The sequence below is a fragment of the Brevibacterium sp. SIMBA_078 genome (assembly GCF_046534565.1).
GTDB lineage: Bacteria > Actinomycetota > Actinomycetes > Actinomycetales > Brevibacteriaceae > Brevibacterium.
The window spans coordinates 1,530,468-1,548,689 of the sequence record NZ_JAWRYQ010000001.1 but is presented as its reverse complement, the minus strand read 5'-3'; the positions used below and the strand labels follow the sequence as shown (position 1 = coordinate 1,548,689).

Genomic DNA, 18,222 nt, shown 5'->3' with positions numbered 1-18,222 from the left:
CCGTGAACATCCTCGTCTGCATCAAACGCGTCCCCGATATCGCCGGTTCCGTCGCCCTTGATGCCACCGGCAGCGGGATCGACGAATCCGGGCTCGGCCACACGATGTCCTCGCACGAGGAGTGCGCCGTCGAGCTCGCGATCCAGACCGCGGCCCAGACCGGTGGGACGGTCACGGTGCTCACTCTCGGTCCCGCCGAGGCGGTCGAGCAGCTGCGAGCGGCCGTGGCGGTGGGAGCGAACGACGGCATCCTCGTCGAGGCGGCCGACCCGTCCGTGTTCGCCCCCGAGGATATTGCGCAGGTCATCGGTGATGTCATCCGCGATCGCGCCGAGGCGGGGCACACCTTCGATCTCGTCCTCACCGGTGATGATGCCGCCGATACCGGCGATTTCCAGGTCGGGATCCGCCTGGCCTACGACCTCGAGTATCCGGTGCTCACGAATATTCAGACGATCAGTGTCGGTGGGGCGGATGAGGGTGGCGGGTCCGGTGGCGAGCGCGGCTCGGGTCGCGTCGAGGCCCGCGGGATCGGACCGTCGGGCACGGAGGTCTTCTCCCTCGATCTGCCCGCCGTCATCGCTGTCCACGAGGGCGGGGTCGATCCGCGCTACCCCTCGATCACCGGGCGGATGAAGGCGAAGAAGGCGCAGGTTGTCGAATACGACGCCCCCGACCCGGGCACGGGCAGTCCCCGGATCCTGCTCGAACTTCCGGAGGTGAAGGCGAGTTCGGTGACCATCCTCGGAGAGGGGCCCGAAGCGGCTCCCGCCCTGGTCGATGTGCTCGAAGAGATCGGAGTGATCCGGCCATGACAATCGTCTTCGTCGAAACCGACCCGGCAGGCGAGGTCACACTCACCTCCGCCGAAGCCATCACCTTCGCCCGCTCCCAATTACTACCTGACGGCGGCGCAGCAACCTCGCGCGAGGTATCTGGGCCGCCGTCAGGTAGCACGGAGGGGGTGGTGATCGGCCCGCTCAGCGATTCCGCCGTTGACGCGCTGGGGCGACTCGGGGTGAGCGTCATCCATCATCTCGAGCATCCGGATCTCGCGGAGTATTCGGCGGCGGCCTGGGCGCAGGCGATCGTCGACGTCGCTCCGGAGTCCGGCACGCTGCTGGCCTCGGGCACCCCGCGAGGCATGGAGCTCATGGCCCACGCCGCGGTCCGCACCGGCGCCCGCATGGCGGCCAACGTCATCGCCGCCGACGCAGAGGGCCTGCTGCGTCAGGTCCACGGCGGCACTGCCTTCGAACGCCTCCGCCTCGACGGGGATCTGCAGGTGCTCACGATCGCCGGTCACGCCTGCACTCCCGAAGAGACGACCCCGACCACCCCCGAGATCATCGCCTATGACCTCACCGTCGCCGAGGCGGACCTGGCCACCCGTGTCCAGCGCACTGAGGTCGAGGCCGCCGATGATGCGTCCGGACTGACCTCGGCCAGGGCCGTGGTCGGGGCCGGTCGCGGAGTCGGTTCGGAGAACGGGTTCGCCGAAGTCCTCGAGCTCGTCGACCACCTCGGCGGGGCCTTGGGCGTCTCCCGTGTCGTCACGGGTCTCGGCTGGCGCCCGCACGCCGAGCAGGTCGGTCAGACCGGAAGCCGCATCTCCCCCGATGTCTACATCGCCTGCGGGATCTCGGGAGCAATCCAGCACATGGCCGGAATCGAGGGGGCGAAGACGCTTGTGGCCATCAACACCGATGAAGAATCGACGATGGTCCAGCGGGCGGACTATGCGATCATCGGCGACCTCCACGAGGTGGTCGGAGCCGTCAACGAGGAGATCGTCCGCCGTCGCGGCTGAGCGCAGTTATAGTTTCCTCAAAGACCTCCGCAGATGGAGGTCTCCAGGAAGCGGCGAAAGGCGGCTGTCGTGCGCTCTGTCCACTTGAGTTCGACACGATCGGCGGATCGGCGGTGAACCGGCTCGTCCGCATCGCCTACCTCGGCTTCATCGCCGGCGATACCAAAGCCTTCACGATCATCCACCAGGTCTCGTTCGCGATCCTGCTCGGGGCGAGCGCCGCCCTACTCAGCGCCCTGCGACCGGATTCAGCGGTGGGCCACGAGTGGCTCGTATCGGGTTCCGCACTTCTCGTCATCGCCACGCTCGGGGCCGTCTACTCGGAGAGGTTCTCACGCTCTTGGGTGCCGAATCTCGCGATCCCACTGCTCGACTTCCTTGCCCTGGGCATGTGCCGGTTGGGAACCTATCCTGACGGGGCGGGCCTGTCGATCCTCGCCTTCACCCCTGTCGTCTGGCTGGTCACAAGCTTCCGCACACGCGGCGCCGTCATCGCACTCGGGGCAGTGCTCATCACTCTCACTCCTGTGAGCCTGTTCGGCGGAGATGCTCCGGTCGATGCGGCCCGGATCGTGCTCGCCCTCATCCTGCCCGTGGCCGTCGTGCTCGTCTCCGGGCTGACCATCGGGCTCGAGACGCGTCTGCGTTCGATGAACGCGCGCCTGAATGCGGCCCTTGAGCGGCAGCAGAGTCTGACCAGCGATCTGCAGAAGGCGAGCGCGCTGTTGCGCGGCACCGGCGCCAGCGTCGACGTCGGAGTGATCGTCTTCGACGAGAACGGGGACACCGCGTTCAAGAACCCGGCATTCACCTCCCACCTCGACGCGACGGTCAAGCGCTTGGCCGGCGCTCGGACCACCTCGAATGGTCCCGGAGACGCAGACACCACCGTCGGCAGTTCCGCCGCCGGAGACTCTGTCATCGACGAGTCCGCCATCGCCGACGGGGACATGTTCGGTGCCGATGGGCACACCCGAATCGACCCGAGGGAGTCACCGGTGGCCCGTGCCCGCCGCGGTGAACGGTTCGACGATGAACTGATCTGGGTCGGCCCGCAAGGCGGTGATCAGCTGGCTCTGTCGATCACCTCGGTGAGTTGGCAGGGGCATCCGAGCATCGCCCCGCACACGATCGTGACCACTCAGGACGTGACATCCACTCAACAGCTCATCCGGGCCCGCGAGCGCATCCTCGCCTCGGTCTCGCACGAGCTGCGGACTCCGCTGACCTCGATCATGGGGTATACGGACCTCGCTCTCGACGAACTCGAGAACGGCTCCCGCGCAGCCGCCTCGGCGATCGCCTCATATCTGGCCGTCGTACAACGGAACTCCGATCAGCTGCTCGCCATGGTCGAGGACATTCTCAGCGCCCAGCAGACACCGTCGAACCGCTTCGAACTGAACATCACCGAGTTCGAACTCGCCCCTCTCATCCACGACGTCGTCGAACAGCTTCGCTCGACGGCCGCCGACCAGAAAGTCGAACTCGCCGTCGAGTCCGCGGCTGCCCCGACGATTTCGGCCGACTCGAAGCGCATCACGCAGGTGCTGACGAACCTCGTGGTCAATGGCATCAAATACTCCGGCCCCGGACATCGCGTCACCGTCCGAACCCGCTCTGATGCGCTCGGCATCGGATTCGACGTTGTCGACGACGGAGCAGGAGTGCCTGCCCGCGAGGTCGATCAGCTCTTCACGGCGTTCTTCCGCGGCGCTGCCGCCCGAGCTTCGAGCCAGAGGGGCGTCGGATTGGGACTCTCCCTGGTCAAGGGCATTGTCGACGCACACGGGGGAACGATCACGGTGTCTTCGATTGAAGGCGCCGGCAGCACGTTTAGCGTCCGCATCCCCTCCCGAGACGAAGGAACTCTACCGTGACCAGAGACGAAGGAGCCCGACCGTGACCAGAGACGACGGCCAGTCCTCAACGAGACAGATCGGTCCGATAGCGGTGCTGCTCTCACTTGTCTACGGGGTTCTCGCGGCCTACATCTTCTGCTTCTCCGGATCGTTCGGGCGCCTCGGTGAGTACTGGTGGTTCGACATCGCGCTCATCACCATCACCATCACGGCGTCGCTCTCACTGGCCTATGTCAGCCTGCTGCTCATCTCCTATGTCCGGCAGAAAACCGTCGACCCCGGCGACCCCACGGACTTCACCTGGCACTTCCTCATACCTTGCCGCGATGAGGAGTCCGTCATCGCCGAGACCGTCTCGGCCGCGCGGACCTCTTTTCCGACGGCTCACATCTGGGTCATCGACGACGCCAGCGAGGACGCCACCGCCGCCATCGTCACCGACATCATGGACGTCGACGACCGTACCCACCTCATCTCCCGGGTCCTGCCCGAGGCACGGACGGGCAAGGGCAAGGCCCTCAACGCGGCCTATCGCGCGGTGTCCGAATTCGTCGGCGCAGACCCCGCCGACCGTGCTCGCTCGGTCATCGGAGTTCTCGACGCCGACGGGTTCCTCTCCGACAACGCCCTGTCAGTGCTCTCGGGCCCCGCTGGCTTCGGAGACGAGACTCTCGGCGCGGCTCAGCTCGAAGTGTGGATGAAGAACCGCGGCGACAAGCGGCCGCGTCCCGGACGCAACTGGTTCCTCAACCTCCTCGGCCGGTTCCTCATCCGGATGCAGGACATCGAGTTCCGCACCTCGAACTCGGCGATGCAGCAGCTGCGGGTGACCACGGGCACCGTCGGCATGGGCGGCAATGGACAGTTCACTCGACTGACCGTCCTCGACGCACTCACCGAAGACCATGGAGAACCGTGGGGAAACAAGCTCAGCGAGGACTACGAACTCGGGCTCAATATCCTCACCCGCGGTTTCCGCAACGGCTATTTCCCGCAGGCCCATGTGTCCCAGGAGGCGCTGCCCTACTTCCGCAGGCTGCTCACGCAACGCACGAGGTGGGGGCAGGGAATCATGGAGTGCGCATCGAATCTGCCTGCACTGCGCAGGAGCCGCGTCCTGAGGTTTCCCGGGTTCGTCGAGATCCACTACTTCATGAGCCAACCGTGGCTGATGATGCTCAATCTCCTGCTCATCCCGATCGTCACCGCCGTCGCAATCGCCCAAGGATTCTTCGGCTTCGTCGGTGATGCCGCGACCTGGATCATCGTCCTCACCGGGCTCGTCTTCGTCGTTCTCCCCTATGCGCTGTGGGGCCCGCTCTACCGGCGGTGGGGCCCCGAACCCATCGGTCGGACCGCCGCGGTGCTGCTGGGGTTGGGGTACCTCGTCTACGTCTACTTCACCTACTTCTACTATCCCCGCGCGATCGCCCGCATGGTCACCGGCCGGAATTTGTGGGCGAAGACGAAGCGCAACGCCGACGACGTGCTCGTCACCTCGACCTTCACCCCGGCAGCGCTGCAGGTCGTACCGCTGCTCGACCAGAACAGCCTCACCGAACTCGCCGAGGAGCTCGAAGGCAGGGACGAGTACGCCGAGGAGATCGTGTCCCGGTTCGCCCTCATCTGGCCGCGCCGTCTGGCGAATCTACAGCAGGCCGTGGCCGCCGAGGATGTGCTGGCCACCAGCGATGCGATCGCCAGCATCCGGGTGTCGTCGACGATGGTCGGAGCACGCCGACTGCAGGTGGCTGCCGAAGGCTTCACAACCTTGGTCGAGAGCCGCGAATTCGATGCCGCCCGTGCTGCGTTGCCGCGCCTGTCCCGGGTCGGCGACGACACGATCGTCGAGATCCGCTCCCGCTTCCTCGATCTGCCGACCCGTGGCCTGCACTGAGACCCGGACCGCACTGCCAACCGGCACCCATCCACTGAACCGGGCGATCAGTGGGGTCGGCTCACTCCTCGTCCATCGCCTGCAGGAACTCTCGGATCTCTCGTGGCTTGAAGGGCTTGGTGAGGAACGCGTCGGCTCCGGCTTCGAGGCTGGCGTCGCTGTCACGTTGCGTCGCCCGGGCGCTGATCACCGCGATCGTCGCCACGGTGCGAGGTCGGATCTGCCGCAGAAGTTCGAGACCGTCGATGTCCGGCAGTCCGAGGTCGACGGTGATGAGTGTGCGTTCGACTTCGTCGAAGCATTCGAGTCCGAGTTTGCCCGTCGCCACCGATTCGACGGCGTATCCGCTCTGTTCCAGAACAACCTCGAGCAGTCGGCGGATATCGTCATCGTCTTCGATGACCAGTGCGTTCTTCGATTCCATACCGAACCATTCCCTTACGGCCGGCTCAGACGGCCGCACCTGGACTCCTGCGTTCGCTCCATAGCTTAGTCTTCTCGGCAACGGCAGACGCGAGATTTCCGTTGCCACCGAGCACCTGGTTAACTGTAGAACGCTCGTTAAGTCACCATCCCCAATCAGCTCCTGGAGGCAGTCATGGCCACTTTCGAACTCTCACCCGAAGTGCGCTGGTCGGATCAGGACCTGCTCGGCCACGTCAACAACGCACGGATGATCACCCTCATCGAGGAATGCCGCGTGCGCTGGATGCATGAGATCCGGGCCGGACACATCACCGGCGGCGGACTGCTCGTCGCCCGCCAGACCATCGACTACCTCGTGCCCGTCATGTACGGCCCTGAACTGAAGATGACGGTGACGGTGAAGAAGCTCGGCAACTCCTCGTTCACGGTCAACACCCGCGGCGACCAGGACGGACGTCAGGTCTTCGACCACGACTGCGTGCTCGTCCACATCGATCGGGACTCGCAGAAGCCCACCCCGCTGACACCCGAGCTGCGCGCAGTCTTCGAACCCTACCTGCAGGACTGAGGCCCGACCATTGGCGTAGGTGGGAGAAACAGTCACGCGAAACCACCGCGGGCGTGATCATTCAGCCCATGCAGTGTGCGCGTATCGCCCGCCCATCAGCAGCGAGAACCTCCCGGGGGACGCGCTATCATGGCCGATTCGTTCAAGCCGTCACCGCACCCATCCGCATAGTCTGAAGTCATGAAACTCGACGCGATCTCGATCATCACCGCAGACATGCCCGCCGCCATCACCTTCTACTCCGCTCTCGGTCTCGAGCTCGCCGACGGCGGCCCGGACGCCCCACACACCGAGTTCGCTTCCGGATCCCTGAGGATCCTCCTCGACACCGAGGCGGTCATCCTCGGCATCGATCCCGAATGGACCCGCCCGACCGGCGGAAACAAGATGTCCTTGGCCTTCGACTGCTCCACCGCCGAGGCGGTCGATGCGACATTCGCCAAGCTCACCGGGCGCGGCGACGGGGGAAGCGATCCCGTGGCCGGAATCGTCCACGAACCTTGGGACGCGTTCTGGGGACAGCGCTACGCTGTGGTCTCCGACCCCGACGGCAACACGGTCGACCTCTTCGCCGCCCTCACCTCCTAATTGCTACCTGACGGCGGCTCAGCAACCTGGCGCGAGGTTGCTGAGCCGCCGTCAGGTAGTTCTGGGTGGGGGCGGACTTACGGGACGAACGCAGGGTGCGCCCTCATCCGATGAGCGAGCGCTCGTCCCGCCGCAGGTGAGCGGCATCGGCATACCCGACCTCAGCCGCGGCCGCTGTCCGAGAGCGGCCCACATCAATGAGGTCTCGTGCGGCCTGCCAGCGCAGGATCTTCGCCAGGTGTTTGGGCCCGTAGCCGAACCATTCCGCGCTCAGTCGGCGCAGCTGCCGCGGTGAATACGCAAACTCCGCAGCCGCCTCGGTGACAGTCTGAGCCGGCGAACTTGAACGCACATCCAATGCCCGAGCCAGGGCCATCGGACGCGGATCCATCGGAGCTCGGTCCGTCAGGCCTCCGGCCGTATCGAGCAGCACCCGGGAAGCTCCCGTCACCGAGGCGGCCCTGCCCTGCCCGCCATTCCCGATATCGGCACGCCTGCCGCCGATGACAGCGTCGAGGGGCGTGACCCGGTCGGCCAGTTCCCTCGCCGAGGTGGTCAGGAGCTGCGGAAGCACGCCGGAGTCGAATCGCAGGCCCACCGTCGGTGCGGCCGAGCCGTGGAACCTCCGTGCCGTGGAATCGGCACCGGCGATGAGGATCTGCGAATCGATGACGATGAGGTCCATACACCCGTCGGGAACGATGAGCGAGGAAGTTGGCGAATGCACGGCATCCGGCCCGAAGGCGAGGTCGCGACGGTCGAGGTCGGCCGCCTCGGCGAGGGAATCGGCCTTGTCGGGAACGGAGACCCATAGGTTCGCGTGCAAGTATGGGATCCGGGTTTCGCGATACACGGACTCGGCCTCCTGACGCTCTCGGCGGTAAACTCGTCTGTGTTCATCTGGTGCGGGCGGCGCGATTTGCCCCCAGAATAGCGCGCGAATGGCCCCAGCAGAGGGCCGCACGCCTGAGCTCACGGGAAGGAATGATGGCTGCAGCATCCTCGGCGCCGGTGTCGGCGCGAAGGCAGGCTCGCCATGTCACTGTCTTCCTCGATGTCGATGGCGTCCTCAACTCCTACCCGGTTCCCAAGCTGCGCGGCATGGCCGAGGGGCGGAAGAAGCTGCACGCGTGGCACTACGAACTTCACTACCGGCCGGCCGTCGTCGAATTCTTCGACCGCATCGTCGAGACCCATGAGGTCGATGTCGTCTGGCTTTCTACCTGGTCGCAGCGGTGCAAGTCCGAACTCGAACCGAAGTTCGGTCTGCGCAATTCCTTCGATGTCATCGAAATGCCTGATGAGACACACAACCGCTTCGCCCACGATCCACAGCAGTGGTGGAAAGCACGCGCCATGGAGGACTGGCTGGCCACCCACGAGCACGGGCGTGCGATCTGGATCGACGACGACCTGGCGTGGCCGGCCACTCGCGAGTACTTCCTCAAGCACTACTCGCCCAACCGCCTCAAACTCATCGCCCCGGACTTCGCCCACGGCCTGACGAAAGCCCATCTCAAGGAGATCCGGGAGTTCGCCTACCCGAAGACCGACGTTCCAGAAACCGGCGACGCCAAGCCCGATAGCCAAAACGCCGACGATTCGAAGACCAGTGAAGACAAGACCGGCGATCCGACGACATCCGAACTGAAGGGAACTTCATGACACACATCGGCCTGCTCGATTCCGGACTCGGACTCCTCGGCACCGCCGACGCGCTGTTCAATCTCGCCCCCGACGCGGACCTCGTCCTCGCAATGGACCCGGACTTCACCCCGTACGGCAGCCTGAGCACCGACGCCCTCGAACAGCGGGCCCTGCACTCGGCCGGGGTGCTCGCCGAATGGGAACCCGACGCCATCGTCATCGCCTGCAACACCGCCTCGGTGCAGGCGCTCGAAGCCGTCCGTGCCCGCTACGAACCGGCCATTCCCGTGATCGGCACCGTGCCTGCGGTGAAGATGGCCGCCGGCACCGGGCAGGACTTCGCGATCTGGGCGACGCCGGCGACCACGGGCAGCGAGTATCAGCAGAACCTCATCGACTCCTTCGCCGCGGACCTTCACGTAGCCAAGATCGCTTGCCCGGGACTGGCCGAGGCCATCAACGCCGCCGACCTCAACAAAATCGACACAGCCATCGAGGATGCTTTCACCCAGATGGGGCCCGGAATGGAGACCGTGGTGCTCGGCTGCACCCACTACGGACTCGTCGCCGATCGAATCATGGCCGCCCGCGCCGGAGCCCTCACGGTCTTCGATTCCCCCATGCCGGTGGCCAAACAGACGCTGCGTCGCATCGGCCTCGAGCCCGCCGGAGTCGGCGAGGATCAGCCCGGCACCGGTCGCGTGCTCGCAACCTTCGCGTCCGGCCGACGCGTCAGCCTCCCCCAGGCCCTGGATGCCTACCCAGCCGGCAAACGACTGCTGGCCCGAGAGGCCTGAGCGAACAAAATTTCGATTTCAGATCAATGATTCTTGAGCGCTAGCAACCCTTCGTCCTTGCCGCCGACCTCCAGATCCTGGTTCAAGATCTCTACGCCTCTGCTTCGCCCTCGCCGGCGTTTCTGCTTCGTCCACTCCAGTTTGAATGGCTTCCAGAGCTGCCGCTGAGACAGTCTGTCAACACCCAAAGCATTCCGCCGAACTCGCTTTCGCTCGAGTGGTAGCCGCACCCCTCCGGTCTCCACCTGGTGCCGGGCGTGTACAGCCAGCATTGCATTCAGAACTAAGTTCCGAGCGCATAGCAGCATCAACCAAATGCTCCCCACTGCACAAACGATGGCCCCGCCAAATGCAAGTCGAACTGTCAGGGACTCACCGCTGACCGCTGCAAAAGCGAACATTCCGGCAAGACACAAGAATGAAGCTAAATAGGGAGCCCAGATTGAAAAATTGACTCTCGAAGTAAGTAGCTTCGCAACCTGCTGTCGTTCGAACTCCAAGCGAATAGCTCGGCGCATTTCAACATGCCTGTTGTCACCGAGGTCAGGGTCTACGGATTCAAGCAACAATTTTCCATGGTTCTCGGCCCATGCCGAGTCATCGAACTTCAAATTTAGAATTCTTTGTAGATTACGCACAGCCGCTAAAACTGTAATGCTCAGCGTTACTAGAGTGAGTGCATTTTGAAGATCCACCAACATGAAATCGAGCTTACGCTCAAGCACTGACTCGACCGACTGGTACCAGCTAATCTCTCCTCTGGACGACTCTGGTCGCAGTCCCTGAACTTGCCCCTCCCCTCCCCTCCGCGTTCCCTCCGAGCCGGGTCTTTCCGCGCCGCACAGGCGTAAAATGGACCAGACAGTCAATCGTCAAAGGAGGCGATTCGACATGTTGGCGCTCAGTATCCTCGCCGCACTTGTCGCACTCGGAGCAATCACGCTGGGAAACAGCCTGAAGATCGTCAAGCAGTACGAGCGCGGGGTGGTCTACCGCCTCGGCAGAGTCAACGCCGAGCCCCGTCCGCCCGGAATGACCGCGATCGTCCGCTTCGTCGACAAACTCGAGAAGGTCAACCTCCAGATAGTGACCATGCCGATCCCCGCGCAGGAGGGCATCACCCGCGACAATGTCACCGTCCGCGTCGACGCGGTCATCTATTTCAAGGTCGTCGACCCGCGCAAGGCCGTCGTCGATGTCGAGGACTATCAGCTCGCCGTCGGCCAGGTTGCGCAGACTTCGCTGCGCTCGATCATCGGACAGAGCGAACTCGACGATCTGCTCACCAACCGCGAACGCCTCAACCAGGGTCTGGCGATCATGATCGACAGCCCCGCCGTCGACTGGGGCGTCCACATCGACCGCGTCGAGATCAAGGACGTGGCCCTGCCGGAGACGATGAAACGCTCGATGTCGCGCCAGGCCGAAGCCGAACGCGAACGTCGATCCCGCGTCATCATCGCCGACGGTGAGCTGCAGGCCTCGAACAAACTCGCCCAGGCCTCCGAGGCCATGGCCCACACCCCGTCCGCCCTGCAGCTTCGCATCCTCCAGACCATCGTCGAGGTGGCCTCCGAACGGAACTCGACCCTGGTCCTGCCCTTCCCTGTCGAACTGCTCCGCTTCCTCGAGAACAACACCCCGACAGCTCCTCCCACCACCGAGGCGGGAACGCAGTCGACCACGGAAGCAGGAGTCACACCCACCACGGACACCCCCGCCGAGGCGGCGGACCGGTCCGAATCGGACACGACGCCGAGTGCCCCGGCCGACCTCGACGCCATCGTCCAGGCCATGTCCGAATCGCTCAAGCTCACCGGGCTCATGCCCGAGCAGGAGCGCGTCACCACGGACATGCCCGAGCAGGAGCGGACCACCTCGGATGCGGCCGCACGGTCCGACGTTGCCGACCAGGAAGAGCATTTCGGGCACGCCTGAACCTTCGTTGCCCAGCCGACGACCGCCCGCGCACTCGCCCCGCGCATTCGCCCCGCCGACCGTCTTCAGCGTCTGTCCAAGCCCGAGGACTAGGCTGTGCGCATGGACCTCAAGCGCACTGGAAGAACAGTCATCGTCAACGGCGTCATCGCCCTCGTGATGGGTGCGCTGATGATGGTGTGGCCAGGCACCTCCGCCGAGGTGGTCGTGCGGATCTTCGCCTGCTGGCTCGCCGTCATCGCCATCTCCTCCCTCGTCTTCGCACCGCAGGGAGGCCGCACCGGCAGCATGGTCACCCGCGCGGTCCTGCTCATCCTCCTCGGTGCGCTCATCTTCTTCACCCCGATGCTGTTCGCGTCCATGGTCACCGTGCTGACCGGATTCGCGATCATCTTCTTCAGCTTCCTCGCGCTCACCATGTCCTTCTTCATCCGTCGGATGGGTGTCAGGTCCTGGTGGGCGCTCACCGTCATCGGCGTCCTCGGCATCATCCTCGGCGGCTTCTTCCTCTTCGCACCGGGCGCCGGCGTGACCGCGCTGATCTTCACCCTCGCCGGGTTCATCATCCTCGTCGGCATCGCCCTCATCGCTCTCGGCCGTCGACTGCGCAAGGTCGACAGGCAGATGAAATCCGACCCTCACCGCAACCGTCCCGACGACGACGGCGGCGATGTCATCCGCGGGGAGATCATCGACTGACTCCGGCCGCCTCGGCGAGCTTTCCCCCTTTTCGACAGAGCCCGGATCCGCATAATTGCGGATCTGGGCTCTTTCACATACCCGCTGCTCACCGATTCTCGCACCGAGGTCGGACCGAAGTGGTCATTGTCACAACATGACTTTCGATCTCCGGCACACCCAAGCGCCCGCTGCGCAAAAGCCCGCTGATATAGCACCTGACCTGGAACATCGCGTGAACACACGGCAAAACCTACCGATTGTGCATGAGCATTTCGTGGGCCTCGGAATCGGAGTTAACCGTCTATTCACTTTCGCCGTAACCTGGCGGTCATTCGACCTGCGAATCATGGAGGCAGACAGACACTGCCATATCGACTGAAACTCGCGAGGAGAACGAATGACCCAGGTTCTGGCCCCGGAGCGCCACACTCCGCCGCCTGCCGTCGGCCGCAGCAACGACCGCCTCTGGCATCTGGCCTTCGGTGGACTGCTGGCGATCGCCCTCATCGCCTTCACCCTGTGGTCCTTCGACTTCGTGGGCCGGGACGCACCCCGCATGGTGCTCATCACCACGGTCATCTTCGGTGCCTTCATGGCCTTCAACATCGGCGGCAACGACGTCGCCAACGCTTTCGGAACCTCCGTCGGCGCCGGCACCCTGACGATGAAGCAGGCACTGCTCATCGCCGCAGTCTTCGAGGTCAGCGGCGCACTGCTCGCCGGCGGTGACGTCACCGACACGATCAAGAGCGGAATCGTCGACCTCAGCGGGGTGGCGATCAATCCGATGGACTTCGCGTTCATCATGATGGCGGCCCTCCTCGGCGCTGCCGTGTGGCTTCTCGTGGCGACTCGGATGGGTTGGCCGGTGTCGACGACGCACGCCATCATCGGCGGCATCATCGGCGCGTCTCTGACGATCGGCTTCGTCACCGGCAGCGGCGGACTCGCCATGGTGCAGTGGTCCGAGGTCGGTCAGATCGCGATCTCCTGGGTGCTCTCTCCCGCCCTCGGCGGACTCGCGGCTTTCGTCATCTACGGCGTGATCAAGAAGTACGTACTCGGCAAGACGCTGTCGCACACACTGAAGCCGCACATGCTCGCCCCGGTCTCCGCTGCTGAGGGATCCGTCGACGCACAGATCGACGCCGCCACCGAGGATGCCCCCACCGACGGAGGATCGATCGGCACCCATTCCGCTCTGCAGCGGTGGGTTCCCGTCATCGCCGCCGTCGGTGCGGTCATCATCACCGCGATGCTGCTGTTCAAGGGTCTGAAGAACCTCGACATGAGTGTGAGCACCGTCGGCGGCCTGCTCATCATGGCGATGATCGGCGCGGCCGTGTGGCTGGCCGTGTTCGTCTTCGCCAAGACACTGCGCAAGCAGACGGTACCTCGCGCGACCTACATCCTGTTCTCCTGGATGCAGGTGTTCACCGCCTCCGCGTTCGCCTTCAGCCATGGTTCGAACGACATCGCCAACGCCGTCGGCCCCTTCGCCGCTGTCCTCGATGTGCTCCGCACCAACAGCATCAGCGGCGAGGCGACTGTGCCGTTCGCAGCCATGCTCACCTGCGGCATCGCCCTCATCGTCGGTCTCTGGTTCATCGGCCGCAAGGTCATCGCAACCGTCGGCACGAACCTCACCGAAATCCACCCGGCCTCCGGATTCGCCGCCGAGCTCGCTGCCGCTGGAATCGTCATGGCCGCCTCGGTGAGTGGTCTGCCTGTGTCGTCGACGCACATCCTCATCGGCGCGATCATCGGTGTCGGCCTGGTCAACCGCTCGGCGAACTGGAAGCTCATGAAGCCGATCGCACTGGCATGGATCATCACCCTTCCGGCCGCCGCGGCCATCGGTTCGGTCGGCGTCATCGCCCTGCGCACCATGATGGGCTGACCCACTGACACGAACGCCCACAAGCGTTCGCCGGTCTGCGTTCGAGGCATCGCTTCGAACGGATCCGCACCTCCGCCCCGCCGACTTCCACACGAAGTCGGCGGGGCGATTTCCGTCCGACCCCTGGTCTCGGCAAAGCCCCCTGTGCTATCTTGTTCGGCATGGGAACATTGAACAGCAGCGCAATGACTGCGCCTTGCTTCTACATTCGTCACCGCAGCGCCTGACAGCGCGCCAGACGAATTCTTCTGCGATCGGCTGACCGACGACGGTCACCCTGATCTGCTCTGCAAGCGCGTTGTCCCCCCGGAGAGCCATCGGCATCCGGGCGAAGCGGCAATCGGCTGACCCCATTCTGATTCTCTGACCACTCCGATCATCATGATCGCCCAGGTCTATACGAATCGATCTGACTCACCTTCATTGCGCTGCCTCGGGTGCCTCCATCTTCCTTTTGGAGCACATCCCATTGCGACCCCACACGTCACGACACCGTTCGACACGCAGTCAGTCCCGTTCGCGCTCGGCCCCAAGGTCTATTCACGGCGGGCGGCATGAACTCGGCCAGAACTTTCTGCGCTCACCCACCACCATCTCAACGATTGCGAGCCTGGCTCGCTCCACCTCCGGACCGATCATGGAGATCGGTCCCGGCAACGGAGCAGTCACCGCCGAGCTCTACCGGCTCGGTCGCAAGCTCACACTCGTCGAACTCGACGAAACGAGGTTGGATCACCTTGAAGACACGTACCCGCGGGCCGAGGTCCGGCACGCCGACATCCTGACCACCCGGCTCGACCGGCCGGTCATCGTCGGCAATCTGCCGTTCCACCTCACCACTCCCATCCTCCGCAAACTGCTGCGTTCCGGGCGCTGGCAGCGGGCGATCCTGCTCACCCAATGGGAAGTGACCCGCAAACGCGCAGGAATCGGCGGATCGACCATGATGACCGCGCAGTGGACCCCATGGTTCGACTTCCGCCTCGTCACTCGCGTCCCCGCCGACGCGTTCACCCCGAAACCCAGCGTCGATGGCGGCATCCTCACCATCGATCGCTGTCCCACCGGGTCGATCCCAGAAGGTGCTCGATCCGATTATCAACAGTTCGTCCGTTCGGTCTTCACCGGTCGCGGGCGAGGAATGAAAGGAATCCTCTCGAAGATGAGCATCACCGATCATCGCACTCTGCAATCGACCATGGACCGCAACGACATCAGAGAAGACACCTTGCCCAAAGACCTCACCCCCGACCAGTGGACCGGACTGTTCACCGAACTGGCCGCCGAAACAGATCAGACGAATGCGAAGAAGGGAAAGACCATGCGAAACAGCAAAGCACCCAAGCAGAACCCCATCACCGAGGCGGCCCCTCAGACACCGGTGATCACCGGGGAGATGCCCATCGTCGGCGCCAAACCGGCGACCGAGAAGCTGCAGGCTTCCATCCCGGGCACCGACCCGAAGGCGAAGAGCCATGACAAGGGTCATCTGCAGGCCGAGCGTGGTTTCATGAATCAGCATCAGAAACCGCAGCAGCCCCAGCCGAGGTGGAACCTGCCACGCAGGTAAGAGTCCAGTGCCCCGGTCCGACGTTTCCCGTCGGACCGGGGCACTGTCCGGCCCATGCGCCTCCAGGCCGACGCACCGACGGGCCGTGACACTGGCGGCTCCTCCGTCTTCTCCGGAAGTTCATCTTCGCCGACTGCCGGCGCTCGTAGACTGAAAACAGCAGGTTCACGCACTGCGCATTCGGTCGAGAGGTCAGCCGGAATGGACAAGGAACACGGCACTCACATCAGACGCTTCATCAATGGATGGTGTCCTGGCTGCGAAGAGAGCAGCAGCCTGACACCGGGTCGACTCAACTCCGAGGGAACCATCGAATTCCGCACCTGTGTCGACTGCGGGGAAACCGTCGAGGACCACGATCCCCGATTCTGGTCATCGGCCGCCGACGCCGACGAAGAAGGACTCGTCTAGGTCCCTCCTCGGCCGGCCACGGAGATCACCAGCGCAAAGCTCGTGTCAGACCCTCCGTCTACACTGAAATCACGTTCGCGAGCTGTGGCCATCGGTACCTGGCCGGCCACACGGCAACCCGTCATCGACCGGGTGCCCCAGGGGAAGAACGGGCCCGCGCCGACCGCTCGGGCAAGCTTCGATCCGGGCCGCTGCGCCCGAGAAGGACGGTTTGCCATGTCCGCAGACTTCGACGACTCCGCCGACTTCCACAACGACTCGGCCAGACGCCGCAGGGCCGCCGAACAGTGGCCGGGCTTCGACCCCGCGGAGGCCCTGCGCTGGTCGAAGGTCCTCCTCCACCACTCCCCCGACCCGCAACGCGCCGCCATCAAAGCTCAGATGAGTTCGGCGATCTCCCGCGGCATCCCGATCGCCGGACCCGATTGGGTTCGCACCGCCGAATCCGCACGCCTCGATGGCTTCAATCCGGTTCTCTACCAGACACTCTTCGAAAGCCTGCGCACCATTCCGAAGACGGCTTTCCGATCCCACCCGGGACACCGGCAGGCGACGTTCAAGACCCACCTGCCCGGCACGCCATATGAATCGGAACTGTGGAGCGACTGGCCGAAGCTCTTCCTCACCGACGGATTCGACGCCCGAACGGCCACGACCCTGACACTGCTGCGCGCCGAACCGAAGTTCCCACGGCCGCGAAGCAACGACTGAGCAGAGGGTCTCTGACCTCACCGATCCCAACCACCACTACCGGTCGGATCAACAGATCCGACTCGGTCAACTCGCCTAGGAAGCCACGCGCAGATACACGGCCGCGGCGAGCGCGGAAGCGATCATCTCCCGCTCCCCTCCGATGTCCACGGTCACCTCTTCGTCGGTGCGGTCGACGACGTCGAGCGCGACATCGGGAAGCACACCCGCCTCGGCGAGCTTGCCCAAGATCCGCGGATCGGCGTCGGAGACCCTCAGCACCTCGTAGTGACCGGCGGCCGCCTCGGCGAGAAGGGTCGGAATATGGGAATCGACGGCACCGTCGGCACCGGGAATGGGATCGCCGTGCGGGTCGGACGTCGGGTGGCCGAGGAACGCATCGATGCGGTCGATGAGCCGATCAGAGGCGGCGTGCTCGAGGATCTCGGCCTCGTCGTGGACCTCGTCCCAGCCGTAGCCGAGCGACTTCACGAGGAACGTCTCAATCAGCCGGTGCCGGCGCACCATCGACAATGCGATCGCCTCGCCCTGCTCGGTGAGCACCGGCGGCTTATAGGGAACTCGAGTGATCAGACCGAGTTCGTCGAGACGCTTGAGCACCTCGCTGACATTGGCCTTCGTCGTTCCGAATCGGTTCGCGAGTTCGGTGGCCGTCATCGGGTCCCCGCCCCATTCCTGGGCCGACCAGATGGCCTTGAGGTAGTCCTGACTGACCTCGGAGACTTCACCTGCACGCATGTCCCCAGTATCCCATGGACGCGACGTCCCACTCCGCACTTCATCCGAAGTGAGCGGTCTGGCACAGATGTTCCCAAACGATTACGTCCGACCCGCCCCATCGCCGAGGCGGCCCTGCCAGAATCACATTCATGACCTCCCATTCCCTCCCCTCCGACTCGGTTCACCCGGCCGACGACGCTGACCGCCTGCGGTCTGCTCGGCCCGCACTCCCCGACGCCCCCTCCCCCACAGACGGCTGGCCCCCGTTCCGTGCATTCCGCCGCTGGGCGAAGGCCCGCAAGACCGCGTCCGGACCAACAGCACGGCGAGGGGCACTCACCTCGGACGACCAGCGAGCACGACCAGAGAGGATCAACGCATCCGGCCTGTTCCGACCCGGAGAGATCGAGTACGCGCGGCTGCGGAGCCTGCCTCCGTTCGACACCGATCTGCTCCTCCTCACCGACCAGCGCATCATGCGAGTGCGCACCGATGCTGAGGGCTCCATCGCCCAGCTCTCGGAAGCGACGCCTCGGCAGGTCGGCGTCGTCCGCGCCGAGGAGTTCCGCGGACGCGCAACCGTGACTGTCGAGCTGCACGTCGGATCGTCGATGCGGTTGGAGGAGACCACTCCCGCGGAGGCGCACCGTTTCGTCGACACCGTCAACGAGGTGGCCGCCCGCTCCCGGGCCTGAC

At 64.6% G+C, this 18,222-nt stretch carries 17 protein-coding genes, 1 pseudogene and 1 riboswitch; of the genes and pseudogenes, 15 read left to right on the top strand and 3 right to left on the bottom strand.

Going from position 1 to position 18,222, the window contains the following annotated elements; genetic code table 11:
- The first annotated feature begins 2 nt into the window (after positions 1–2).
- The 4 genes from SB749_RS06885 (at position 3) to SB749_RS06870 (ending at position 5,569) form a co-directional block, all read left to right on the top strand.
- Positions 3–815 carry an electron transfer flavoprotein subunit beta/FixA family protein gene (locus SB749_RS06885; RefSeq protein ID WP_410709677.1) on the top strand — a complete coding sequence of 271 codons (813 nt, stop codon included), beginning with the start codon at positions 3–5 and terminating at the stop codon, positions 813–815.
- Positions 812–1,810 carry an electron transfer flavoprotein subunit alpha/FixB family protein gene (locus tag SB749_RS06880; RefSeq protein ID WP_410709676.1) on the top strand — a complete coding sequence of 333 codons (999 nt, stop codon included), beginning with the start codon at positions 812–814 and terminating at the stop codon, positions 1,808–1,810. Before SB749_RS06885 ends, SB749_RS06880 begins: the two co-directional genes overlap by 4 nt.
- Positions 1,811–1,923: 113 nt before the next feature.
- Positions 1,924–3,690: an ATP-binding protein gene (locus tag SB749_RS06875; RefSeq protein ID WP_410709675.1), complete on the top strand. Its 1,767-nt coding sequence runs from the start codon at positions 1,924–1,926 to the stop codon at positions 3,688–3,690.
- A 22-nt stretch (positions 3,691–3,712) separates the two neighbouring features.
- Positions 3,713–5,569, top strand: coding sequence for a glycosyltransferase (locus tag SB749_RS06870; RefSeq protein WP_410709674.1), 1,857 nt, complete (start codon positions 3,713–3,715; stop codon positions 5,567–5,569).
- A 61-nt stretch (positions 5,570–5,630) separates the two neighbouring features.
- Here SB749_RS06870 and SB749_RS06865 read toward each other — a convergent pair whose 3' ends face one another.
- Positions 5,631–5,993 carry a response regulator transcription factor gene (locus tag SB749_RS06865; protein ID WP_410709673.1) on the bottom strand — a complete coding sequence of 121 codons (363 nt, stop codon included), beginning with the start codon at positions 5,991–5,993 and terminating at the stop codon, positions 5,631–5,633.
- A gap of 174 nt (positions 5,994–6,167) precedes the next feature.
- Between SB749_RS06865 and SB749_RS06860 the strand changes: the two genes are divergently transcribed.
- Together SB749_RS06860 and SB749_RS06855 are read left to right on the top strand one after the other, a co-directional pair.
- Positions 6,168–6,563 carry an acyl-CoA thioesterase gene (locus tag SB749_RS06860; protein WP_062860664.1) on the top strand — a complete coding sequence of 132 codons (396 nt, stop codon included), beginning with the start codon at positions 6,168–6,170 and terminating at the stop codon, positions 6,561–6,563.
- Positions 6,564–6,743: 180 nt separating this feature from the next.
- A complete protein-coding gene (locus SB749_RS06855; RefSeq protein ID WP_410709672.1) occupies positions 6,744–7,151 on the top strand; it encodes a VOC family protein in 408 nt (135 codons plus the stop codon).
- 103 nt (positions 7,152–7,254) lie between these two features.
- Here the strand turns inward: SB749_RS06855 and SB749_RS06850 are convergent, their stop codons facing one another.
- A complete protein-coding gene (locus tag SB749_RS06850) occupies positions 7,255–8,004 on the bottom strand; it encodes a helix-turn-helix domain-containing protein (RefSeq protein WP_410709671.1) in 750 nt (249 codons plus the stop codon).
- Positions 8,005–8,138: 134 nt separating this feature from the next.
- On the opposite strand from SB749_RS06850, the gene SB749_RS06845 reads away from it, so the two are divergent.
- The 8 genes and pseudogenes from SB749_RS06845 (at position 8,139) to SB749_RS06810 (ending at position 16,806) form a co-directional block, all read left to right on the top strand.
- On the top strand, positions 8,139–8,816 hold the full coding sequence (locus SB749_RS06845; RefSeq protein ID WP_410709670.1) for an HAD domain-containing protein: 678 nt from the start codon (positions 8,139–8,141) through the stop codon (positions 8,814–8,816).
- A complete protein-coding gene (locus SB749_RS06840) occupies positions 8,813–9,595 on the top strand; it encodes a glutamate racemase (protein ID WP_410709669.1) in 783 nt (260 codons plus the stop codon). Before SB749_RS06845 ends, SB749_RS06840 begins: the two co-directional genes overlap by 4 nt.
- Before the next feature lie 891 nt (positions 9,596–10,486).
- The gene (locus tag SB749_RS06835) at positions 10,487–11,533 is read left to right on the top strand and encodes a slipin family protein (protein WP_410709668.1); all 1,047 of its coding nucleotides are present in this window, start codon (positions 10,487–10,489) and stop codon (positions 11,531–11,533) included.
- A 102-nt stretch (positions 11,534–11,635) separates the two neighbouring features.
- Positions 11,636–12,232 carry an HdeD family acid-resistance protein gene (locus tag SB749_RS06830; RefSeq protein ID WP_410709667.1) on the top strand — a complete coding sequence of 199 codons (597 nt, stop codon included), beginning with the start codon at positions 11,636–11,638 and terminating at the stop codon, positions 12,230–12,232.
- 379 nt (positions 12,233–12,611) lie between these two features.
- Positions 12,612–14,114: an inorganic phosphate transporter gene (locus tag SB749_RS06825; protein WP_410709666.1), complete on the top strand. Its 1,503-nt coding sequence runs from the start codon at positions 12,612–12,614 to the stop codon at positions 14,112–14,114.
- 538 nt (positions 14,115–14,652) lie between these two features.
- Positions 14,653–15,384: pseudogene (gene erm / locus SB749_RS06820) on the top strand (23S ribosomal RNA methyltransferase Erm); the annotation flags it as partial.
- Between the two features lie 501 nt (positions 15,385–15,885).
- Entirely contained in the window at positions 15,886–16,095 is a 210-nt protein-coding gene (locus SB749_RS06815) for a hypothetical protein (protein WP_410709665.1), read from the top strand.
- A gap of 73 nt (positions 16,096–16,168) precedes the next feature.
- Positions 16,169–16,279: riboswitch (SAM riboswitch) on the top strand.
- Positions 16,280–16,311: 32 nt separating this feature from the next.
- A complete protein-coding gene (locus SB749_RS06810) occupies positions 16,312–16,806 on the top strand; it encodes a hypothetical protein (protein ID WP_410709664.1) in 495 nt (164 codons plus the stop codon).
- Positions 16,807–16,881: 75 nt separating this feature from the next.
- On the opposite strand, the gene SB749_RS06805 is transcribed toward SB749_RS06810, so the two are convergent.
- Positions 16,882–17,544, bottom strand: coding sequence for a metal-dependent transcriptional regulator (locus SB749_RS06805; RefSeq protein WP_410709663.1), 663 nt, complete (start codon positions 17,542–17,544; stop codon positions 16,882–16,884).
- A 131-nt stretch (positions 17,545–17,675) separates the two neighbouring features.
- On the opposite strand from SB749_RS06805, the gene SB749_RS06800 reads away from it, so the two are divergent.
- On the top strand, positions 17,676–18,221 hold the full coding sequence (locus tag SB749_RS06800) for a hypothetical protein (RefSeq protein ID WP_410709662.1): 546 nt from the start codon (positions 17,676–17,678) through the stop codon (positions 18,219–18,221).
- Position 18,222 lies beyond the last annotated feature (1 nt).